Annotated in this window: 18 protein-coding genes; 8 read left to right on the plus strand and 10 right to left on the minus strand. The window is 71.7% G+C overall.

The features are described 5' to 3' along the window. Positions 1 to 114 precede the first annotated feature (114 nt). Positions 115 to 771, plus strand: a complete 657-nt coding sequence (locus tag EV684_RS19290; protein WP_132648936.1) for an OmpA family protein — start codon at positions 115 to 117, stop codon at positions 769 to 771. Between the two features lie 106 nt (positions 772 to 877). On the opposite strand, the gene EV684_RS19295 is transcribed toward EV684_RS19290, so the two are convergent. After that, positions 878 to 2,152, minus strand: coding sequence for a Glu/Leu/Phe/Val family dehydrogenase (locus EV684_RS19295; protein ID WP_132648937.1), 1,275 nt, complete (start codon positions 2,150 to 2,152; stop codon positions 878 to 880). Positions 2,153 to 2,322: 170 nt separating this feature from the next. On the opposite strand from EV684_RS19295, the gene EV684_RS19300 reads away from it, so the two are divergent. From EV684_RS19300 to EV684_RS19315, 4 genes are all read left to right on the plus strand, one after another. Beyond that, complete coding sequence (locus EV684_RS19300) at positions 2,323 to 3,246, plus strand: LysR substrate-binding domain-containing protein (RefSeq protein WP_132648939.1); 924 nt, start codon at positions 2,323 to 2,325, stop codon at positions 3,244 to 3,246. 182 nt (positions 3,247 to 3,428) lie between these two features. After that, positions 3,429 to 4,970 (plus strand): methyl-accepting chemotaxis protein, encoded by a 1,542-nt coding sequence (locus EV684_RS19305; RefSeq protein ID WP_132648940.1) that lies wholly within the window; start codon positions 3,429 to 3,431, stop codon positions 4,968 to 4,970. 294 nt (positions 4,971 to 5,264) lie between these two features. After that, positions 5,265 to 5,768 (plus strand): Dps family protein, encoded by a 504-nt coding sequence (locus EV684_RS19310; protein WP_132648942.1) that lies wholly within the window; start codon positions 5,265 to 5,267, stop codon positions 5,766 to 5,768. Between the two features lie 328 nt (positions 5,769 to 6,096). After that, complete coding sequence (locus EV684_RS19315) at positions 6,097 to 7,737, plus strand: peptide chain release factor 3 (RefSeq protein WP_043817343.1); 1,641 nt, start codon at positions 6,097 to 6,099, stop codon at positions 7,735 to 7,737. A 10-nt stretch (positions 7,738 to 7,747) separates the two neighbouring features. On the opposite strand, the gene EV684_RS19320 is transcribed toward EV684_RS19315, so the two are convergent. Further along, positions 7,748 to 8,584, minus strand: a complete 837-nt coding sequence (locus EV684_RS19320; protein ID WP_242478489.1) for a TIGR03915 family putative DNA repair protein — start codon at positions 8,582 to 8,584, stop codon at positions 7,748 to 7,750. Continuing rightward, positions 8,581 to 9,843: a putative DNA modification/repair radical SAM protein gene (locus EV684_RS19325; protein ID WP_132648943.1), complete on the minus strand. Its 1,263-nt coding sequence runs from the start codon at positions 9,841 to 9,843 to the stop codon at positions 8,581 to 8,583. Before EV684_RS19325 ends, EV684_RS19320 begins: the two co-directional genes overlap by 4 nt. Before the next feature lie 209 nt (positions 9,844 to 10,052). On the opposite strand from EV684_RS19325, the gene ubiA reads away from it, so the two are divergent. Next, positions 10,053 to 10,937 (plus strand): 4-hydroxybenzoate octaprenyltransferase, encoded by an 885-nt coding sequence (gene ubiA / locus EV684_RS19330; protein ID WP_132648945.1) that lies wholly within the window; start codon positions 10,053 to 10,055, stop codon positions 10,935 to 10,937. A gap of 12 nt (positions 10,938 to 10,949) precedes the next feature. On the opposite strand, the gene EV684_RS19335 is transcribed toward ubiA, so the two are convergent. The 6 genes from EV684_RS19335 to recG form a co-directional block, all read right to left on the minus strand. After that, the gene (locus EV684_RS19335; RefSeq protein WP_132648946.1) at positions 10,950 to 11,546 is read right to left on the minus strand and encodes a hypothetical protein; all 597 of its coding nucleotides are present in this window, start codon (positions 11,544 to 11,546) and stop codon (positions 10,950 to 10,952) included. Next, entirely contained in the window at positions 11,543 to 12,688 is a 1,146-nt protein-coding gene (locus EV684_RS19340) for a M48 family metalloprotease (protein WP_132648947.1), read from the minus strand. The genes EV684_RS19335 and EV684_RS19340 overlap by 4 nt, the downstream gene beginning before the upstream one ends. After that, positions 12,685 to 13,452 carry a hypothetical protein gene (locus EV684_RS19345; protein ID WP_132648949.1) on the minus strand — a complete coding sequence of 256 codons (768 nt, stop codon included), beginning with the start codon at positions 13,450 to 13,452 and terminating at the stop codon, positions 12,685 to 12,687. Before EV684_RS19345 ends, EV684_RS19340 begins: the two co-directional genes overlap by 4 nt. Before the next feature lie 153 nt (positions 13,453 to 13,605). Further along, positions 13,606 to 14,421 (minus strand): pyrroline-5-carboxylate reductase, encoded by an 816-nt coding sequence (gene proC, locus EV684_RS19350; RefSeq protein WP_132648950.1) that lies wholly within the window; start codon positions 14,419 to 14,421, stop codon positions 13,606 to 13,608. Between the two features lie 49 nt (positions 14,422 to 14,470). Next, positions 14,471 to 16,399, minus strand: coding sequence for a hypothetical protein (locus EV684_RS19355; RefSeq protein ID WP_132648952.1), 1,929 nt, complete (start codon positions 16,397 to 16,399; stop codon positions 14,471 to 14,473). Between the two features lie 77 nt (positions 16,400 to 16,476). Further along, complete coding sequence (gene recG, locus EV684_RS19360) at positions 16,477 to 18,516, minus strand: ATP-dependent DNA helicase RecG (protein ID WP_132648954.1); 2,040 nt, start codon at positions 18,514 to 18,516, stop codon at positions 16,477 to 16,479. A 74-nt stretch (positions 18,517 to 18,590) separates the two neighbouring features. On the opposite strand from recG, the gene queA reads away from it, so the two are divergent. Together queA and tgt are read left to right on the plus strand one after the other, a co-directional pair. Beyond that, the gene (gene queA / locus EV684_RS19365; protein ID WP_132648955.1) at positions 18,591 to 19,625 is read left to right on the plus strand and encodes a tRNA preQ1(34) S-adenosylmethionine ribosyltransferase-isomerase QueA; all 1,035 of its coding nucleotides are present in this window, start codon (positions 18,591 to 18,593) and stop codon (positions 19,623 to 19,625) included. A gap of 15 nt (positions 19,626 to 19,640) precedes the next feature. Beyond that, positions 19,641 to 20,771, plus strand: coding sequence for a tRNA guanosine(34) transglycosylase Tgt (tgt, locus tag EV684_RS19370; protein WP_132648957.1), 1,131 nt, complete (start codon positions 19,641 to 19,643; stop codon positions 20,769 to 20,771). 80 nt (positions 20,772 to 20,851) lie between these two features. Here tgt and EV684_RS19375 read toward each other — a convergent pair whose 3' ends face one another. Then, on the minus strand, positions 20,852 to 22,282 hold the full coding sequence (locus EV684_RS19375) for a hypothetical protein (RefSeq protein ID WP_132648958.1): 1,431 nt from the start codon (positions 22,280 to 22,282) through the stop codon (positions 20,852 to 20,854). Between the last annotated feature and the right edge of the window lie 3 nt (positions 22,283 to 22,285).

Raw genomic sequence — 22,285 nt, forward strand, 5'->3', positions numbered from 1 at the left:
CGCTTGTTTACCGGGGTCTCGAATCGGAACCTAAGATCCTAAGGACCCAAGACCCTCAACGGTGCATCCCGCACGCGCGGGTCCTGTCGTGACGCAAGAACGAGGAGAAGACGTATGGACTCACGAGGTGTTCGCATCGCGGCACTTGTCGCCGCCGTCGCCGTGCTGGCCGGCTGCGAGACCATGGACGAACGCACCAAGGGCACGGCGGCCGGCGCCGCGATCGGCGCGCTGGGCGGGGCCGTCATCAGCAAGGCCACCGGCGGCAAGGCCGGCACCGGGGCGGTGGTGGGCGGCGTCGTCGGCGCGGTCGGCGGCAACCTGTGGTCCAAGCGCATGGAAGACAAGCGCCGCGCGATGGAGCAGGCCACCGCGGGCACCGGCATCGACGTGGCGCGCACGCCCGACAACCAGCTGAAGGTCAACGTGCCCAGCGACCTGTCCTTCGCCATCGGCCGCGCCGACCTGCAGCCTTCGCTGCGCCCGGTGCTCGACCAGTTCGCCAAGGGGCTGGACCAGACGATGCACGTGCGCATCGTCGGCCACACCGACAGCACCGGCAACGACGCGATCAACGACCCGCTGTCGCTGGCCCGCGCCCGCACCGTGCGCGACTACCTCGAAGACCGCGGCGTGCCCGCCGCCCGCCTCGAGATCGCCGGCCGCGGCTCGCGCGAGCCGGTGGCCGACAACAGCAGCGACGCCGGCCGCGCCAAGAACCGCCGTGTCGAGATCTTCCTCAGAGAACCTGAGGGCCCCCAAGCTCGCTGACGCTCGCTACCCCCCAGGGGGGCCGTCCGCCGACGGCCCGGCAGAGCCGGGCCGTGGCGGGAAGCTTGATCGCCAGCGGTCGGGTGCTTTACCGCGCTCGCTGACCTCAGGGATACAGGCCACGTTCCTCACGGGCCATCAGGATGCGCTCGCATGCCACCGCGAAGGTGGCGGTGCGCAGCGTGATGCCGTGGCGGTCGGCGGTGTCCCAGATGCGCTTCAAGGCGCCGATCATGATCTTGTCCAGGCGCACGTTGATCTCGTCTTCGGTCCAGAAGAACGAGCTGAAGTCCTGCACCCACTCGAAGTAGCTGACGGTCACGCCGCCGGCGTTGCAGATGACGTCGGGCACGACCAGCACGCCGCGTTCGGCGAGCGTGTCGTCGGCGTCGGGCAGGGTCGGGCCGTTGGCGCCTTCCAGCACGATGCGCGCCTTCAGGCGCAGCGCGCGTGCCACCGTGATCTGGCCTTCCAGCGCCGCCGGCACGAGGATGTCGCAATCGACGTCCCAGAAGTCCTCGGCCGCCATCACCTCGGCGCCGCTGAAGCCGGCGACGCCGCCGCTCTGGCGCACGTGCTGGGTCAGCGCGGCGATGTCCAGGCCGTCGCCGTTGAAGATCGTGCCCGAGTGGTCCTGCACCGCCACCAGCTTGCTGCCGGCCTGGCCGAAGAGTTCGGCCGCCGACGAGCCGACGTTGCCGAAGCCCTGCACCGCGACGCGCGCGCCGTCGAGGTCCAGCCCGAGGCGGCGTGCCGCTTCGCGTCCGGTGACGAAGACGCCGCGGCCGGTGGCCTTCACGCGGCCCAGCGAGCCGCCGAGGTGGATCGGCTTGCCGGTGACGACGCCGGTGGCGGTGGCGCCGACGTTCATCGAGTAGGTGTCCATCATCCACGCCATGATCTGCGGGTTGGTGTTCACGTCCGGCGCCGGGATGTCCTGCTGCGGGCCGATGATCAGCCCGATCTCGCTGGTGTAGCGCCGCGTCATGCGCTCCAGCTCCTTGTGCGTGAGCTGCTTCGGGTCGACGCGGATGCCGCCCTTGGCGCCGCCGTAGGGCAGGTTGACGGCGGCGTTCTTGATGCTCATCCACGCCGACAGCGCCATCACCTCCTCGAGCGTGACGTCGGGGTGGTAGCGCACGCCGCCCTTGCCCGGGCCGCGCGACATGTTGTGCTGCACGCGGTAGCCCTCGAAGTGCTCGATGCGGCCGTCGTCCATCTCGATCGGGATGTCGACGATCAGCGCGCGCTTGGGGCGCTTGAGCGTCTCGACCCAGCGCGCGAGGTGGCCCAGGTAGGGCACGACGCGGTCGACCTGGGCGAGGTAGGTGCCCCAGGGGCTGTGCGGTGTCGGGTGGACGAAGGAAAGCGGTTGCGGCATCGGTTCTTCCTGGTGGGAGAGGGCGGGCGGGCGGCGGTCTCGTGGACCGGAGCGCGCGGTGTGCGGGACTGTAGGCCGCGCGCCGCGGCGCGGGATCCGCTCCGACCCTGGTTTTGCATGCATATTTCGCATGACGTCAGGCCTGGGCGGGCTCGCGCGACAATCGCGCCATGACCCTCACCGAGCTCAAGTACATCGTCGCGGTGGCGCGTGAACGCCACTTCGGCCGCGCCGCCGAGGCCTGCTTCGTGTCGCAGCCGACGCTCAGCGTCGCGATCAAGAAGCTCGAGGAGGAGCTCGACGTCAAGCTCTTCGAGCGTGGTGCCAGCGAGGTCAGCGTCACGCCGCTGGGCGAGGAGATCGTGCGCCAGGCGCAGCAGGTCATCGAGCAGGCGCAATCGATCCGCGAGATCGCCAAACGCGGCAAGGACCCGGTCTCGGGCCCGCTGCGCATGGGCGTCATCTACACGATCGGGCCGTACCTGCTGCCCGACCTGGTGCGCAGCGCGATCGAGCACGTGCCGCAGATGCCGCTGATGATCCAGGAGAACTTCACCGCCAAGCTGCTGGAGTCGCTGCGCACCGGCGAACTCGACTGCGCGATCATGGCCGAGCCCTTCCCGGACACCGGCATGGCGGTGGCGCCGCTGTACGACGAGCCGTTTCTTGCCGCGGTGCCGCGCAGCCACCCGCTGGCCGCACGCGAGAGCGTCAGCGCCGAGGAGCTGAAGACCGAGACCATGCTGCTGCTGGGCACGGGCCACTGCTTTCGCGACCACGTGCTCGAGGTCTGCCCGGAGTACGCACGGTTCTCGAGCGACGCCGAAGGCATCCGCAAGAGCTTCGAGGGCTCGTCGCTGGAGACGATCAAGTACATGGTCGCCGCCGGCATGGGCGTCACCGTCGTGCCGCAGCTGTCGCTGCCGGCCGAGCCCGACCGGCACGTGGCCTACATCCCGTTCACCGAGCCGGTGCCCACGCGTCGTGTGGTGCTGGTCTGGCGCCGCACCTTCACGCGCTACGAGGCCATCGCCGCGCTGCGCAACGCGATCTATGCCTGCGCCTTGCCCGGAGTCAAGCGGCTGACCGCCTGAGCGTCCGGGTGCGCTGCACGGTGGCGCACTTTGCGTGAATTCCGCCGATTTGCCGCGTCGTCGCGTCCCTTTTGACACGACGGCGGTGCAGCCGCGCTCCTACAGTCCTCGAGAGAACCAGACGCCTCGCGGCGGCGCCATGAGCCGCGTTCGTCCCAAAACATCAGAGAGGACCGTCCGCCATGCGCGTCAACCTGCCCGTCACGCAGAAGGAATACGACTACCCGGCCGATGCGTTGATCGTTTCGACGACCGACCCCCAGGGCCGCATCACGCACTGCAACAGCACGTTCGTCGAAGTCAGCGGCTACGCCTACGACGAGCTGATGGGCCAGCCGCACAACCTGATCCGCCACCCCGACGTGCCGCCCGAGGCTTTCAAGGACCTCTGGCAGACGATAGGCCGCGGCCGGCCCTGGACCGGCATCGTCAAGAACCGGCGCCGCAACGGCGACCATTACTGGGTGCGCGCCAACGTCACGCCGGTGATGCACGACGGCAAGCCGGTGGCCTATCTCTCGGTGCGGCTGAAGCCCACGCGCGAGGAGGTCCTGGCCGCCGAGGCTCTGTACGCGAAGATCGCCGCAGAACGCGAGTCCGGCCGGCCCACCTTCCGTCTGCACGCCGGGCGCGTGCGCCACGTCGGCTGGCGCGACCTGCCCGGGCGTGTGCACCGCATGCCGCTGGCCACGCGCCTGGCGACGGTGATGACGGCCCAGCTCGCGCTGACGCTGGGCGTGGCCGCGGTCGCGCCGCTGCCGGCGGCGGTGGCCGTCGGCCTGGCGGCCGTCGCCGTTGCAGCCTATGGCTTTCGCCGCCACATCCAGCACCCTCTCGACCAGGCCGAGCGCTTCGCCCAGGAACTGGCCGGCTGCGACCTGACGACCTCGATCGAGCACGCGCACCCGCACCCGCTGAGCGGGCTGACACGCGCGCTGATGCAGATCCAGCTCAACCTGCGCGCAGCGATCAGCGACGCGCGCCAGGAGGTCGCCGGCACCGCCGGCGCCACCGCGGGCATCGCGCGGGGCAGCGAGGACCTATCCCGGCGCACCGAGTCCCAGCACGACGCGCTGCAGAAGACGGCGGCGTCGATGGCGCAGATCGCCGGCACCGTGCGCCAGGCGGCGGCCACCGCCGGCGAGGTGCTGCGCCAGAGCGAGCAGACGGCCACCGTCGCGACTGACGGCGGCCAGGCCATGGAGCGTGTCGGCGCCACGATGCAGGCGGTCGAGCAGTCGTCGCGCAAGGTGTCCGAGATCGTCCAGATCATCGAGGGCATCGCCTTCCAGACCAACCTGCTGGCGCTCAACGCCGCGGTCGAGGCCGCGCGTGCCGGCGAACAGGGCCGCGGCTTTGCCGTCGTCGCCGCCGAAGTGCGGGCGCTGGCCCAGCGCAGCGCCAAGGCGGCGCAGGACGTGCGCGGGCTCATCATGGCGTCCGTCGAGCAGGTGGCCGACGGCGCACGCCAGATGGGCGAGGCCAACGACACCATCGGCCGCACCGTCGGCGAGGTGCAGCGCGTGGGCGAGATGATCCAGCAGATCACGCGCGCCGCCGAGGAGCAGTCGCTGGGCATCGAGCAGGTCAACGGCGCGGTCAGCGAACTCGGCCGCATGACCGAGGAGAACGCCGAACTCGTGCAGCAGACGGCCAGCGCGGTGCAGGCGCTGTACCAGCGCACCGAGACGCTGAAGCGCTCGGTGCAGTTGTTCCGGCTGTAGCCGAGGCGGCGCTATCGCCGCCTTCGAGACGATCAACTGGCCCGCGGCCGCCGCGGCCCGTACGCTGAAGCCATCTCCGGAGTTCCGGACCCGGCAAGGAGTACGAGATGAACACGATGAAGCGGCTGCGCAAGGGCCTGGGCGGTGCGATCGTCGCCTTCGGATTGGCCGTGCTGGCCAGCGGGCGCTGGCCGATCGCCTGAGAGTTCCCGAGTGTTGACCGGGCCGAATCCGCGCCGTCACGCGGCTTCGGTAGAGTCCGCAGGGACACCGTACCCCTTCAGGAGAGAGCGAATGGCGAAGAAGAAAGCCTCCGGCGGCGCGCCGGCAATCAACATCGGCATCAACGACAAGGACCGCGGCGCGATCGCCGGCGGCCTGAGCAAGCTGCTGGCCGACACGTACACGCTGTACCTGACCACGCACAACTTCCACTGGAACGTCACGGGGCCGATGTTCAACACGCTCCACACGATGTTCATGACCCAGTACACGGAGCTGTGGAACGCGGTCGACCCGATCGCCGAGCGCATCCGCTCGCTGGGCCATCCCGCGCCGGGCTCGTACGCCCAGTTCGGCGCCCTGGCCACGGTGCCCGACGCGCCGACCACGCCGCCCAAGGCGCTGGAGATGGTCAAGATCCTCGTCGAAGGCCACGAAGCCGTGGCGCGCACCGCGCGCAGCATCTTCCCGCTGGCCGACGCCGCCGGCGACGAGCCGACCGCCGACCTGCTGACGCAGCGCCTGACGGTGCACGAGCAGACCGCCTGGATGCTGCGCTCGCTGCTCGAGGAGTAAGCCGCCGGCCCTGCGCTTGGCGTGCAAGGCCCCTGCGGGCCGCGGCCGCCGGGCAGCCGGCTCGCTCCATGTCCCCCGGCCGGGCTGCGCCCGGCCTCCTCCTTTACTTGCGCTTGCGCGATCCGGCCGCCCGACGTCCGCGGCTGCCACCCGTGGTGGTGCGCGTGCAGCGAGCGGTGCCGGAGACGGTCGGCAGGGCGTGTCCTGGAGCGAAGTAAAGGAGGAGGGCCGGCATGGCCGGCCCGGGGGACATGAGCGCAAGGGCACGCCCTGGCGGCCGTCTCCACCTCGCCGACGATAATTCGCGGTTCGCCCGAAAGCCCTGCCCATGTCCGCCGAGACCCAGACCCGCATCGAACACGAAGTGCGCCGCCGCCGCACGTTCGCGATCATCAGCCACCCCGACGCGGGCAAGACCACGCTGACCGAGAAGCTGCTGCTGTTCTCCGGCGCGATCCAGATCGCCGGCTCGGTGAAGGCGCGCAAGGCCAGCCGCCACGCCACGTCGGACTGGATGGAGATCGAGAAGCAGCGCGGCATCTCGGTGGCCTCGTCGGTGATGCAGATGGAATACCGCGACTGCGTCATCAACCTGCTCGACACCCCGGGCCACCAGGACTTCTCCGAAGACACCTACCGCGTGCTGACCGCGGTCGACGCGGCGCTGATGGTCATCGACGCGGCCAACGGCGTCGAGCCGCAGACGCGCCGCCTGCTGCAGGTCTGCCGCGCGCGCAACACGCCGATCCTCACCTTCGTCAACAAGATGGACCGCGAGGTCCGGCAGCCGCTGGACCTGATGGACGAGATCGAGCGCGAGCTCGGCATGAGCGTCGTGCCCTTCACCTGGCCGGTGGGCATGGGCAAGTTCTTCGGCGGCGTGCTCGACCTGGGCAAGGACCAGATGCGCGTCTTCTCGCCCGGCGAGGAGCGTGCGACGAACGACGACGAGATCATCGAGGGCCTGGCCAACCCGGTGCTCGAGGAGCGTTTCGGCAGCCCCTACATGGAGGCCGCGAGCGAGGTCGAGCTGGTGCGCGAGGCGGCGCCGGGCTTCGACGAGGCCGAGTTCCTGGCCGGCCGCCAGACGCCGATGTTCTTCGGCTCGGCGATCAACAACTTCGGCGTGCGCGAGGTGCTGGACGCGCTCGTCGACATGGCGCCGGCCCCGGGTTCGCGCCCGGCGCTGCAGCGCCAGGTGCAGCCGGGCGAGCCCAAGTTCACCGGCGTCGTCTTCAAGATCCAGGCCAACATGGACCCGGCGCACCGCGACCGCATCGCCTTCCTGCGCGTGGCCAGCGGCCACTTCGAACGCGGCATGCGGCTGAAGGTCGTGCGCTCGGGCAAGGAGCTGCGGCCGAACACGGTGGTCAGCTTCCTGTCGCAGCGCCGCGAACTGCTCGAAGAGGCTTTCGGCGGCGACATCATCGGCATCCCCAACCACGGCGTGCTGCAGCTCGGCGACACGCTGACCGAAGGCGAGAGCCTGCAGTTCACCGGCCTGCCGTTCTTCGCGCCGGAAATGTTCCGCGCCGTCGAAGTGGCCGACCCGCTGCGCACCAAGCAGCTGCGCGCAGGCCTCACCCAGCTCGGCGAGGAAGGCGCGATCCAGGTCTTCCGCCCGGTCGCCGGCAGCGTGCTGCTGCTGGGCGCCGTCGGCCAGCTGCAGTTCGAAGTCGTCGCCCACCGCCTGGAGCACGAGTACGGCGTGAAGGCGCGCATCATGCCGGCGCGCTACAACGTCGCGCGCTGGGTCACCTGCGACGAGGCCGACGGCGGCGAGCGAGAGCTCAAGCGTTTCATCGACGGCAACTCGCACCGCGTCGCGCTCGACGCCGTCGACGCGCCCTGCGTGCTGCTGGAATACGCCGGTGAACTGCGGGCGATGCAGGAGAACTGGCCCAAGATCAAGTTCCACGCGCTGCGCGAGCACGCGGGGCTGGTGTTCCAGAAGCAGCTCGAGGGTTGAACGCCGGGCGCTAGCTTCGGCCGCAATCGCCGGCCTCCGGCGGCAGGCCGTCATCGTCGCCCCGCCGGCCGGCCAGCATCGCCCGGGTGCGTGCGCCGGCCTCGGCCGTCAGCGCCGGGATCAGCGCCGCTTCGGGCAGGTGCTCGCGATAGCGGCGCGGCAGGTGCTGGTCGAGCGCACGCGTATTCAGCCGCGCCGGGTTGAAGGTGCTGGCGTAGTAGGTGAGCCAGAGTGACTCGCCGTCGTCGGCGCCGGGCGCGTCGTCACGGCGCGCGCCGGGGCCGAAGGCGAGATGCTCGCCGTCCCAGCGCGCGCTGCGCCGCGGTGTCAGCAGGCACCAGCGCAGGTTGGCGAAGCGGCGCACGAAGAACGGCGCGACGGCGTCGACGACGTGGTGCGCGGGCTCGTACCAGGCCGTCTGCCAGGGCCGGCCGTCGGCATCGGCGGCGCTGCGAAAGCGCACGAAGGCTTGCATGTGGTGCTGCTCGCGGCGCACGGCCTGGGCCATCGCGGCGGCGTGGTGGCGGTCGGCGTCCAGCGGGTCGCGGCGCAGCGCCGGCTCGCGCTGCAGCCGCCACAGCAGCCGGTACAGCAGCGTGAAACGCGCCGGATCGGCGTGCTGCACGACAAGTTCGGCCAGCGCGACGAAGGCCGCCGGCACGGCCAAGGACGGTGCGACGGCCGGCGCGAACCCGGGCGCCGGCTCGGCGGCGAAGAGATCGGCGTCGGCGCCGCCGGCGACCTGCCAGCTCACCGCGTCGGGCGGCGTGCCGGCGGCCAGCAGCCGGCGGGCGGCAGCGCGAAAGCCGTCGAAGTCGGCGTCGTGTGCGAGCTCGATGCGCGTCATGCCGGCGTGGTGTCGAACAGCCCGAGCTGCTGGGCCGGCCGCAGCGCCGTCGCGGCGTCCAGCGCCTTGCCGGGCCGGTGGTCGGCGAGCACGACGAAGGGCAGGGCCTTGGCCAGCGGCACGCGCAGCGCCTTCAGGTCGGCGTGGCGCAGGCGGCGGCCCTGGCGCGCCACCAGAAGGCGCTCGACGGTGCGCACGCCCAGCCCGGGCACGCGCAGCAGCAGTTCACGCGGCGCGGTGTTCAGGTCGACCGGGAAACGCTCGCGGTGCGCCAGCGCCCAGGCCAGCTTGGGGTCGTGCTCCAGCACCAGCATACCGTCGGCGCCGGTGACGATCTCGTCGTGGCCGAAGCCGTAGAAACGCATCAGCCAATCGGCCTGGTAGAGCCGGTGCTCGCGCACCAGCGGCGGCGCCACCGGCGGCAGGGAGCGCGCGGCGTCGGGGATCGGGCTGAAGGCCGAGTAGTAGACGCGGCGCAGGCGGACCTCGCGGTACAGCGCGGCAGCGGTGCCGATGATCGTGCGGTCGTCGCTGGCGTCGGCGCCGACGATCATCTGCGTGCTCTGGCCGCCGGGAGCGAAGCGTGGCGGCGCCGCCCGCCGCGCCGGGGCGCCGGGCAACGAGACCGGGGCGCGTTCGCGTGCGGCCTCCCGGGCCGCCTCGATGCGCTGGTGCAGCCGGCCCATCGCGCCGCGGATCGCCAGCGCGTCCTTCTGCGGCGCCAGCGTCGCCAGGCCCTGCGCCGTCGGCAGCTCGACGTTCAGGCTCAGCCGGTCGGCGTGGCGGCCGGCGGCGGCCAGCAGCTCGGGGCTGGCGTCGGGGATGGCCTTGAGGTGGATGTAGCCGCGGAAGTCGTGGTCCTCGCGCAGCCGGCGCGCCACCTCGACGAGCTGCTCCATCGTGTGGTCGGGGCTGCGCACGATGCCCGAGCTGAGGAACAGGCCCTCGATGCAGTTGCGGCGGTAGAAGTCCAGCGTCAGCGCGACGATCTCGTCGATGCGAAAACGCGCGCGAGGCACGTTGCTGCTGACGCGGTTGACGCAATAGAGGCAGTCGTAGACGCAGTAGTTGGTCAGCAGCAGCTTCAGCAGCGACACGCAGCGGCCGTCGGGCGTGTAGCTGTGGCAGATGCCCATAGTCGCGGTCGAGCCGATGCCGCGCCCGCCGCGCGAGTCGCGCGGGGCGCTGCCGCTGCTGGCGCAGGACGCGTCGTACTTGGCGGCGTCGGCCAGGATCGCGAGCTTCTTGGACAACTCCATGACTGTATGAATATACAGTACCCCCGGCCGCCTGGCGGCCGCCCCGCGAGGGGGCTACCGACGCCGACCGGGAGACCCGGATCGGCGTCGGCGCGCATGCCATCGCCGCTCCCCTGACCGCCTTCGGCGGTCTGTCCCCAGGGTTGCGCTGGCGAGCCGTCCCCATCGCCGTCGCGGGCAGGCACGCGGCTCGCCGGATAATCGCCGCCGTGATCGCCGCGCGCCGCTTCAATCTCTACCTGGACCTGATCCGCTGGGACCGCCCGGCCGGCTGGCTGCTGCTGCTGTGGCCGACGCTGGCCGCGCTGTGGATCGCCGCCGACGGCTTCCCCGGTCTGCACCTGATCGCCGTCTTCACGCTGGGCACGGTGCTGATGCGCAGCGCCGGCTGCTGCATCAACGACGTCGCCGACCGCGAGTTCGACCGCCACGTCAAGCGCACCGCGCAGCGCCCGATCACCAGCGGCGCGCTCGGCGTGCCCGACGCGCTGGGCGTCGGCGCGGCGCTGGCCTTCGTCTCGTTCCTGCTGGTGCTGACGACCAACCCGCCGACGATCCTGCTGTCCTTCTTCGGCCTGGCGGTGACGCTGGTCTACCCCTACGCCAAACGTTTCGTCTCGATGCCGCAGGCGGTGCTGGGCGTGGCCTTCAGCTTCGGCATCCCGATGGCCTTCGCCGCCGCGCAGGGCGGCCAGGAGTGGACCTTCGGCGCCGTGCCGCCGCAGGCCTGGTGGCTGCTGGTCGGCAACCTGTTCTGGGTGCTGGCCTACGACACCGAGTACGCGATGGTCGACCGCGACGACGACCTGAGGATCGGCATCAAGACCTCGGCGATCACGCTCGGCCGCTTCGACGTCGCCGGCATCATGGCCTTCTATGGCCTGTTCCTCGCGATCTGGGCCGTCGTCGGCGTGTCGCTCGGCCTGGGCGGGTGGTTCCTGCTCGGCATCGCCGCGGCCGCGGCCCAGGCGCTATGGCACTGGTCGCTGATCCGCGAGCGCGGCCGCGAAGGCTGCTTCCGCGCTTTCCGCGTCAACCACTGGGTGGGCTTGGCGGTGTTCGCCGGGGTCGTCGTCGACCTGGCGATGCGCTGAAGCGCGCCGGCTTCAGACCAGGCGCGCCGAGCGCACGATCGCTTCGACCTCGGGCAGACCGCGCGGGAAGAAGCCCAGGCGCGGCGCCGCGAAGGCCAGCGCGAACAGCTCGCCGTTCTTCACCGCGAACCAGGCGACCCCGCGCACGACCACCTCGTCGCCCTTGCGCACGCTGGTGTACTCAAAGCGCACGCCGGGCTGTCCGGCGAAGCTCGCCGGCTCCATCTTGTCCAGCGTGAAGCTCGAGCCGTCGCGCGAGACCATCGACTCGAACAGCCCGACGATGTCCTGGGGTGCCATGCCGGCGGTGTAGGCCAGCGGCTTGGCGCCGTCCTTGTCACGCGGCGTCGGTGCCAGCAGGTCGCCGCCCTTGAGGCCGACGTAGAAGCGCAGCGTGTCCAGCGCGAAACCGTCGCGGGTCCAGAGCGGGTGCTGGTTGCCCTCGGCGGAGCTGTCGAAGCGGTTCCAGGCTCTGCCCGCCGTCACGGCGAGGCGGTTCCTGATCACGGTCTCGCCGGGCGCCACCTCGACGAATGACGGGCCCGCGCAGCCGGCCAGCAGCGCGCCGAGCGCGAGGATCGCGCCTCGGCGCGTGGCGATGGGGGTCATGACGGGAGTTCCTCCAGTGTCTGTCGGATGAAGGCGGCGTCGGGCGCCTCGGGTGCACGTTCCAGGTAACGCTGCAGCGCCTGGCGCGCGGCGTCGTGGCGTTCCTGCGCACGATGCAGCGTGCCGAGCGACCGATGCGCGATGGCCGGCTCGCGACCGCTGCGCACCGACTGCTCGAGATCCGCCAGCGCCAGGTCGAGGTCGCCGTCGCGGTTGCGCAGGCGGCGCGCTTCGCCGCGGAAGTACAGCAGTTCGGGGTCTCCCGGCTCGCTCGCCAGGCGGCGGTCGAGCAGCACGATCGACTCCTCGAAGCGCCGGCGCCGCAGTTCGTCCTCGAGCAACGAGAAGCGCCAGGGTGCGATCAGCGCGCGGAACTCGGCCTCCCGCGTTTCGCCGCGGGCGTCCTGCAGCGTCAGCGCCTGCAGATCGGCCCGGCGCTCGTCGTTGGCCGGGTGGGTGGCGAACAGCGCGTTCTGGGCCGGATCCTCGACGCCGGCGGCCTTCAATTCGGCCAGCAGGTTGCCCCAGATCTTCGACGCCTCGCCGGTCTCGTAACCGGCGCGGCGCATCAGCTCGACGCCGATGCGGTCGGCCTCGCGCTCGTGTTCGCGCGAGAACGCGAAAGCCCCGCCGACGGCAGCCAGCGCCCCGACGGCGCCGACGAGGCCGAAGACCGACAGAAAGGTGCCGAGCGCGCTGCGCGACTTGGCATCACGCAGCCGGGCCACGGAGTGGCGTTCGAGGTAGTGGCCGATCTCGTGTCCCAGCACGGCGGCCAGCTGGGCCTCGTTGTCCACGCGCAGCAGCAGACCGCTCCAGATCTGCATCATCCCGTTGGGCGCCATGCTGGCGTTGAACATCGGCACGCGCAGCGCGTAGACGCGCATGTCCGCCGCGTGCTCGCCCGCGAGCCGGCCGACGACGCCCTCCAGGTAGGTCTGCAGTCCGGCGTCGCGCAAGCGCAGCGGACTGCGGCGCACGCGCGTCTCCTCGCGGTCCAGCAGCGCCCACAGGCCGCCTTCGTCGGACGCCGGGTCGGGGCGTCCCAGCCGGGTGGGCAGCATCCAGTCGGCCGCCGACGCGGCGCCGGACAGCAGCAAGCAGTGGGCGCAACCCCACTTCAGCCAGGCGCGGCGCTTCATGGCGCGACGGGCAGGTTCCCCAGCAGCTCCGCGACCGTCTCGGTGGCCGAATCGATCTCGCGCAGATCGCCGGTCATGCGCACCAAGGGGTTGAACCAGACCACCTGTCCGCTCTCCAGATCGACCAGCGAGGCGTAACCGACCTGCGACCCGGTCATCAGCGCGCCGACGCCGAACAGCGCCAGGCCGATCATCGCGGCCTTGCGCTCCGCACTGGCATAGCTGTCGCGCATGAAGACGAAGAGCCCGTAGCGGTGGCCGGTCTGCTGGGCGATCGGCCGCGCCGAGTCACCGAGCGACCAGTCGAGCTGCTCGTGTTTGGTCGGCAGCGGCAGCGTGCGCTGTCCGGCGTGGTGCACCCAGATCGCCGACGCCACCGCGTTCTGCAGCCCGATCGGCTCGGCGAACTCGTCGGCCTGGCGTTCGTCGAAGAAGTCGGCGGCCAGGCCCAGCGTGCGGGTGCGCTGCGCCAGGGCGGTCTTCACATGCTCCCGGGCCGCAGCCGTCCAGTCGGCGCGCGGCTCGGACACGCCGCCGACGCTCAGCGAGAACAGCTCGATGTCGGGGGGCATCACGGCGACGCGGTCCTGGGCCTTCAGGCCGGCGAAGCCCGGCGCGACGCGGCGGGTGTCGAAGGCGCTGGCCGGCGGAGTTGCCGGGGGTTGCGCCTTCGTCGTGGCCTTCTTCCATGTCGTCTTCGGCGCCGGCGGCGCCGAAGACGACGGCTCGGCTGCCGATGCCGCCGCGGCCAAGAGACATGCCATCACGCAGGCGATCGCCCTGCGTCCGCTGGCTGCTGGAATCATGAACCCCCCCGTCGGGCCTGTCGTGCGGCCCGTAACCGCGAGTTATATCCCGCTGGAGTGTCCGTCTATTGCGCAAGAGCAGCCCCGGTCCGGGGGGCGTACGGGCGCCGTTCAGCCGCCGAACTCGTCGCCCAGTTCGCGCGCCCGTTCGCGCGCCCGGCCCATCGCGCGCACCAGTGCCGCGCCGACGCCGTCGGCTTCCATCGACGTGATCGCCGCGTAGGTCGTGCCGCCCTTGGACGTGACCTGGGCGCGCAGCTCGGCCGGTGCCAGCGGCGAGGCTTCGGCCAGCGCCGTCGCGCCGTCGAAGGTGGCCAGCGCCAGTGCGCGCGCCTGAGCCTCGGGCAGGCCCATCTCGACGCCGGCTTTCATCATCGCCTCGAGCACGTAGAAGACGTAGGCCGGGCCCGAGCCCGACAGCGCCGTCACCGCGTCGAGGTCGGCTTCGCGTTCGACCCAGACCGTGCGCCCGGTCGGCGCCAGCAGCGCCTCGACGGCGCCGCGTTCGGCCGGCGTCACCGCGTCGCGTGCGTAGAGCCCGGCGACGCCGCGGCCGATCAGCGCCGGCGTGTTCGGCATCGCACGCACGACGCGCTCGCTGCCGCTGGCGCGGGCGATCGCGTCGCTGCGCACGCCGGCCATGACGCTGAGCTGCAGCGCGCCGCCGACGTGCGCCGCGCAGGGCGCCGCCGCGTCGCGGAACAGCTGCGGCTTGACCGCCCAGACGACGATGCCGGCCGAGGCCAGCGCCGGGCCGGCTTCGGCCAGCGGCGCCAGGCCGAACTCGCGCTGCAGCCGCTCGCGTTGCGCCGCGAACGGCTCGACGATGAGGATGGATGCCGGCGCACGGCCGCTCTTCAGCAGCCCGCCGATCAAGGCGCCGGCCATGTTGCCGCCGCCGATGAAGGCGATGTTCGAGGGATTCATGCGGGGCAGTGTAGCCAGCGGCCCGGCACGCCTCCCGGTCGCTGTGGCCTCAGGGACGGCGCCAGACGGACTGTGACGCCAGGCCACCGGAATCCCAGTGGATCAGCAGCACCGCATGGTCCAGACCGACCGCGGCCGCCGGATTGCGCTCGATGCCTCGGGCCAGCAGGCGCGTCGTTCCGGTCGTCGCCAGAGGCCCGTTGCCCGGCGTCAGCTCGGTGACGGTGTACAGCGAGTTCTCGCTGTCGCCCGGCCACAGCACTTCGCCGGGCCGCATCGCGACGATGTCGACGGTGGCGCCGCTGGACAGCACGAAGCCTTCGTTGACGTAGGACCACCAGTCGACGGGGAGCACTTCGTCCAGCATCGATGCCCCCGGCGTGGCGACGACGCTGCCGTCCTGCCCCAGCGCAAGACCGCTGAGCGCATTGCCGCTGCTGGGGGATGCCCACAGCAGGACCGACCCTGCCGGCGTCGATGCCGGATGCAGCACAGCGGAGAACGACATCGGGCCGATGACGTGCAGGTCCGGCGCCGAACTGCCGTTGAGTACGGCATAGCCCAGAAACTCCTCGCCGTCCCGCAGTTCGGTCCAGCTGATCACGGCGGCGGCGGATGTGTTGCCTTCGGCGCTCAGGTGGCTGATGTCGCCCGCGGTGCTCAAACCTTCGGTCAGTGTCGAGGCGTCTGCCTGAGCCTGGCCAGCGGTGTCGAAGGGCTGTGCCCGCAGGCGGTAGGTCCCGGAGCCGTCGCCGGGCTGCTCTTCCCACACCACCCACAGCGTGTCGTTCGATGCCGCGGCGCGGATCCAACCGCCTTCGGCCAGGCGCGTCAGCGTTCCGGATAGCAGCCGCACCATGCCGCTGCCAACTGGCGTGCCGTCGGCGTCGAAGGACTGCATCACGATGCCGGCGTCGTCGCGAGCCACGGCCAGCGCGCGATCGCCCACCCGCACCAGCTGGGCGTCGAAGTTCGGGAAGCTGGCGGCGTCGTGGCTGGAAACCCATTGGCCGCGCACGTCGAGCTTGTGCACCGTCACGCCAGCGCCCTGCCCCGGCCTGAGCATCGTCATCAGCAGCGCGTGATCGCCGAAACCGACGGCGGCGCGGAACTCCTGCACGCGTTGCCCGCCCGCTGCGCTCAGTGAGGTCATCGCCATCGGGCCGAGGCCCTTGGCCACGCCGTCGAACACGACCAGTTCCTCGGTCGTCACGTCGCGCCCGGTTTCGGCCACCGAGGCCGGGTAATCGTCGACGCGCTTGACGATGCCGACGCCCTCGGCGTACCAGAGGTCGGTCGTCCCCGAGACCACGTCGGTCTGCTGACCGCTGTAGGTGAGCGTGTAGCGCACGGCCTGCGTCGTGCGCACGCGCACGGTCTTCAAGCCCGGCGCGTGCAACAGGTCCACGGTTTCGGCGCCGATCACCCGCGTGTAGATCGCGTAGTCGATCGCGTCGTTGCGGCCGTCGCCGTCGAGGTCGTAGCCGCTGTCCTGGCGATGCAGGTCCAGCGTCGTGTACTGGTCGTCCACCCGCACCGGCGAGCGCAGTTCCAGGTGGCGCAGCGCGGTGGCGGGTTCATCGGCAAGCGCGAACCCGGCGGTTGTTGCCACCTCTCCGCCCGTGGCGGAGACCGCCTGCTCGCCGGTCCCGGCGTGGCTGATGTCGGTGGCGCTCTCGACCATCGTGCCGTCGCTCGCCCGGGCCTGGCTGACGACGTTCTCGTAGATCGTGGCCGCCTGAGCCGCAATCTCGGCTGTGCCGCGATAGGTCCAGCGGGCGCCGTCGGCGATCGGCCGCAGGGCCGTGGCGTCTGCGTACAGCGTGGCCCCCGGCGTGGGGGCCGCGGGCACCAGTCCGGAGGACTGCACCGGCTCTTCGTCGTCGCCGCCACCGCCGCCTCCGCCGCCGCAGGCGCTCAGAACACAAGCCAAGGCCATGCCGACGGCCCGGAGCCGCCAGCTCGTCGTGCAACCCATCGCTTCCTCCCTGGAGCGTCTTATCCCGCCAGCATAAGAGGCTTGGGGACCGGCGTCGTCCCGGGGTTGCGGGGCGCTCAGGCCTTGAGGAACTCCGCCTTGCCGCCAAGCCAGCGCTGCACGTGCGCACGCGCCGCCGCCGGCTGCTCGCGCAGCAGCTTCGGCGCCAGCTCTCGGGCGCGTTCCAGCAGCGCGTCGTCCTCGGCCAGGTCGGCGAAACGCAGCAGCGCGTCGCCGCTCTGGCGCGAGCCCATGAACTCGCCGGGGCCGCGGATGTCGAGGTCGCGGCGCGCGATCTCGAAGCCGTCGGTGGTCTCGGCCATCGCGCGCAGCCGCGCCTTGCCGGTGGGCGACAGCGGCGCGGTGTAGAGCAGCACGCAGACGCTGGCCACGGCGCCGCGGCCGACGCGCCCGCGCAGCTGGTGCAGCTGCGCCAGGCCGAAACGTTCGGCGTGCTCGATGACCATCAGGCTGGCGTTGGGCACGTCGACGCCGACCTCGATGACCGTCGTCGCCACCAGCAGCTGCATGCGCCCGGACGAGAACTCGGCCATGGTCGCAGCCTTGTCGGTGGCGGCCATGCGGCCGTGCAGCAGGCCGACCGACACGCCGGGCAGCGCCTCGCTCAGCTGGGCATGCGTCGCCGTCGCGTTCTGCAGGTCGATGTGCTCGCTCTCCTCGACCAGCGGGCAGACCCAGTAGACCTGGCGCCCGCGCGCCACCTCGTCGCGGATCTTCTCGACCACCTGCTCGCGCTTGTCGTCGGCGAAGACCTTGGTCACGACCGGCGTGCGCCCCGGCGGCAGCTCGTCGATGGTGCTGACCGCCAGGTCGGCGAAGTAGGTCATCGCCAGCGTGCGCGGGATCGGCGTCGCGCTCATCATCAGCAGGTGCGGCTCCAGCGCCTGCAGCTCCAGCTTGCGCCGCAGCGCCAGGCGCTGGGCGACGCCGAAGCGGTGCTGCTCGTCGACGACGGCCAGCCCCAGGCGCGCGAAGACCACGTCCTCCTGGATCACCGCATGCGTGCCGACGACCAGCGCCGCCTGGCCCGAGGCGATCTTCGCCAGCATCGCCTGGCGCTGTTTGCCCTTGCGGCTGCCGGTCAGCCAGGCGACCTCCAGCCCCAGCGGCAGCAGCCAGTCGACGAGCTTCTTGAAATGCTGCTCGGCGAGGATCTCGGTCGGCGCCATCAGCGCGCACTGCCAGCCCGAGCCGATCGCGGTGGCCGCGGCCAGCGCCGCGACCACGGTCTTGCCGGAGCCGACGTCGCCCTGCAGCAGCCGGTGCATCGGCTGCGCCAGCGCCAGGTCGGCGTCGATCTCGGCGACGACGCGCTCCTGCGCCGCGGTCAGCGTGAACGGCAGCACGGTGCGCAGCCGTGCCGGCAGCGTGCTGTCGCGCAGGGCCGGCGCGGCCAGGCGCGAGCGCTCCAGGCGGGCCTGCAGCTGCGACAGCTGCTGCGCCAGCAGCTCGTCGAACTTCAGCCGCTGCCAGGCCGGGTGGCTGTGGTCTTCCAGCGCACCCATCGCGATGCCCGGCGGCGGGTGGTGCAGCAGGCGCAGCGCCTCGCGCAGCGGCGGCAGCCCGCTCGGCACGACGCCGGGCGGCAGCACTTCGTCCAGCGGCGCGCGCGACAGGCCGGCGGCCACGGCCTTGCGCAGATAGGCCTGCGGCAGCTGCGCGCTCGCCGGGTAGACCGGCGTCAGCGAGGCCGCCAGCGGCGTGTGCTCGTCGACGCGTTTGACCGTCGGGTGCACCATCTCGCGGCCGAGGAAGCCGACGCGGACCTCGCCACGCACGCGCACCCGGCTGCCGACCGCCAGCTGCTTCTGCGTCGACGGGTAGAAGTGCAGGAAACGCAGCGTCAGCTCGCCGCTGTCGTCGGCCAGGCGCACGACGAGCTGGCGGCGCGAGCGGATCTCGACCTGGCAATGGCGCACCACGCCCTCGACCTGCGCCGTGTCGCCGTCGTGCAGCGCGGCGACGGGCGCTATGCGCGTCTCGTCCTCGTAGCGCATCGGCAGGTGCAGCGCGAGGTCGATGTCGCGCAGCAGGCCCAGGCGCTCCATCGCCCGCTGCGGGGCCGATTTCGTGCTCTGGCGTGCGGTTTCCGACATGGCCCGGGATTGTCGCCGCCGAGGGCATGGAACAATCGCCCCCGTCGCGACTCCAGGCCGGTACAGCCTGCACGATGACTGCCTACTCCCTCTCCGATTTCGACTTCCCGCTCCCGCCCGAGCTGATCGCCCAGCACCCGGCCCCTGAACGCAGCGCCTCGCGCCTGCTCGACGGCCGCGGCGCGCTGCCGGTGGACCGCGTGTTCCGCGAGCTGCCGCAGCTGCTGGCCCCGGGCGACCTGCTGGTCTTCAACGACACCCGCGTCATCAAGGCCCGCCTTCACGGCGAAAAGCCCACCGGCGGCAGCGTCGAGGCGCTGGTCGAGCGCGTGCTCGGCGGCCACGAGGTGCTGGCCCACCTGCGCGCCAGCAAGTCGCCGCGCCCGGGCACGACGGTGCGCTTCGCCGACGCCTTCGACGCCGAGGTGCTGGGGCGCGACGGCGTCGACGGCTCGCTGTTCCACCTGCGTTTCCCCGACGACCCCTTCGTGCTGCTCGAGCGCCACGGCCACGTGCCGCTGCCGCCGTACATCACGCACGAGGACGCGGCCGAGGACGTCGAGCGCTACCAGACGGTGTTCGCCGCGCGCCCCGGCGCGGTGGCCGCGCCGACCGCGTCGCTGCACTTCGACGCCGGCGTGCTGGCGGCGCTGGACGCGCGCGGCGTGAAGCGCGCCGCGGTGACGCTGCACGTCGGCGCCGGCACCTTCCAGCCGGTGCGCGCCGAGAACCTCGACGAGCACCGCATGCACCACGAGCGCTGGGAGGTCGACGCCGCCACCGTCGAGGCGATCCGCGAGACGCGCGCACGCGGCGGGCGCATCGTCGCCGCCGGCACGACGACGCTGCGCGCGCTGGAGTCGGCGGCGATCGGCGGCGCGCTCGAAGCCGGCGCCGGCGACACCGACCTCTTCATCCGCCCGGGCTTCGAGTTCCGCGTCGTCGACCTGCTGGTCACCAACTTCCACCTGCCCAAGAGCACGCTGCTGATGCTGGTCAGCGCGTTCACGGGCTTCGAGCACATGCACGCGCTGTACCGCCATGCCGTCGAAGCGCGCTACCGCTTCTTCAGCTACGGCGACGCGATGCTGCTCGAGCGCCGCGCCTGACCTTTCCCCCATCCCATGCTGCGATACGAACTGCTGAAGACCGAGGGCCACGCGCGCCGCGGCCGCTTGACGCTGAACCACGGCGTCGTCGAGACGCCGATCTTCATGCCGGTGGGCACCTACGGCACCGTCAAGGGCGTGCTGCCGCGCTCGCTGGAGGAAGCCGGCGCCCAGATCATCCTCGGCAACACCTTCCACCCGTGGATGCGCCCGGGGCTGGACGTGCTGCAGAGCTTCGGCGGCCTGCACCGCTTCGAAGGCTGGAACAAGCCCATCCTCACCGACAGCGGCGGCTTCCAGGTCTGGAGCCTGGGCGAGATGCGCAAGATCAGCGAGGAGGGCGTCAAGTTCGCCTCGCCGGTCAACGGCGACAAGCTGTTCCTGACGCCCGAAGTCAGCATGCAGATCCAGACGGTGCTGAACTCGGACATCGTCATGCAGTTCGACGAGTGCACGCCGTACGAAACCAAGGGCGTGCTGACGACCGAGGCCCAGGCGCGTGCGTCGATGGAGCTGAGCCGGCGCTGGGCGAAACGCTGCGTCGCCGAGTTCAACCGGCTGGAGAACCCGAATGCGCTCTTCGGCATCGTCCAGGGCGGCATGTTCGAGCACCTGCGCCAGGAGTCGCTGGACGCGCTGGTCGAGATGGACCTGCCGGGCTACGCGATCGGCGGCGTCAGCGTCGGCGAGCCCAAGGACGAGATGCTGCGCATCATGGCGCACACGCCGCACCGGCTGCCGGCACACAAGCCGCGTTACCTGATGGGCGTCGGCACGCCCGAGGACCTGGTCGAGGGCGTGGCCTGCGGCGTCGACATGTTCGACTGCGTGATGCCGACGCGCAACGCACGCAACGGCCACCTGTTCACACGTTTCGGCGACTTGAAGATCCGCAACGCCAAACACCGCGCGTCGGAACGGCCGGTCGACGAGACCTGCAGCTGCTACTGCTGCCGCAACTTCAGCCGTGCCTACCTGCACCACCTCGACCGCTGCGGCGAGATGCTGGGCCCGATGCTCGCCAGTATCCACAACATCCACTACTACCTGAACCTGATGCGCGAGGTGCGCGAGGCGCTGGACGAAGGCCGTTTCGAGGCCTTCCGCCAGCAGTTCAAAGCCGACCGGGCGCGCGGGATCGGTTGAAGCCATCTGGCTCCCTCTCCCGCTCGCGGGAGAGGGCTGGGGTGAGGGCCCGGCCTCTCCCTCAGCCCGCGAGGAGCGGCTCAGGGCCGCCCGAGCGCCACGCCCCAGCTCAGTTCGACCAGCGGCGCCGACAGCTCGCCGTGCAGCGAGCGGATGTAACCCGCGCCCAGCTGCAGCCGGCCGTGGCGGCCGACGTCGGTGCCGACCCAGACCTTGGGCTGCACGATGGCGCCGCCCTGGCTCTCCACTCCGCCGCCGCCGGCGGCACCGGCCAGCGCCTCGGCGCCGACACGCCAGCCGGGCGACACCGGCCAGCGCGCACCCAGCCCGACCAGGCCGACCGAGTACGCGCCGGCCCCGCCGGTCACCGCGCCGTAGGCCTGGCCGGCGACGTACCAGCGTTCGTCGATCGCGCGGCTGATCTTCAGGCCGATGGTCTCCAGCCGGCGGCGGCTGCCGTCGCGGCGCTGCGCGTCGTAGCTCTGCGCGGCCAGCGCGAACTCGGTCTCGACCGCCGGCGCGCCGGTCTCGGGCGCGCCGAAGCCGCGGCCCAGCGACAGCATCGCGTAGTGGCTGCCCAGGTCGCCGCCGCTGAAGGCGTGCACACGGCCGCCTTCGAGTTCCAGGCTCCAGGGCCCGGCGACCTGCCAGCGCGCCAGCAGCGCGGCCTTGCCGATGATGCCGCCGCCGGTCGGCACGGCACCGCCGCCGCCCAGGCCCAGCATCGCGCGGCCGCCGACACGCAGGCCGGGCAGCGGCGTCGGCCACAGTGCGGCGAGGCCGGCGCCGAACTCGGCGTACCCGTCGCCGTCGCCCTGCACCGCGGCACCGGCTTCGGCCGTCGCGATCCAGACCGGGCCCAGGTCGTGTTCGGCGCGCAGGCTGACGATGCCCAGCGAATCGGCGCCCGGCGCCTGTTCGGCATAACGTCCGCCGCCGAGCACCAGACGGTCGACACGCAGCCAGGAGGCGTCGCCCCCCCGCCAGGCAACGCCGGGCGTGCCGTGTTCGAAACGGTCGTCGACGCTCAGCACCAGGCCCAGCTGCGAGCTGCGGATGTCGCCGTTGGGGAAGCGGACCTGCGAGGCCGAGACGCCCAGCGCCCAGCCGTCGAAGCCGTAGAGCAGGTCGGCGTGCGGGCGCAGCATCAGGCCGCCGCCCACCGGCGCGCTGGCGCCGCCGCCACCGCCGACGTACAGCCCGCCGACGGCCTGCCAGCGACCGCCGAAGCGCCACAGCTTCTGCGCCTCGGCGCCCCAGGTGAAGAGGCCGCCGCGGTGGCCGGTGGCGGCGCCGTACAGCGCCGGGCCGGCGCGCCAGCCGGGCGCGAACTCGATGAGGTAGGCGACCTGCGCCAGCCCCATGTGTTCCCCGCCGGGCAGCTCGGTGCGTTCGAAGCCGGCGATCAGCGCCGCGGGCGTCGTCTGCGCGGTCTGTGCATTCGCCATCGACGCCGCAAGCGCCAGCGCGCCGGCGACGGCGCCCAGGCGCGTCCTCCCTGTGTGCTTCATGTC

It is taken from the genome of Rubrivivax gelatinosus (assembly GCF_004340905.1).
Taxonomy (GTDB): domain Bacteria; phylum Pseudomonadota; class Gammaproteobacteria; order Burkholderiales; family Burkholderiaceae_C; genus Rubrivivax; species Rubrivivax gelatinosus.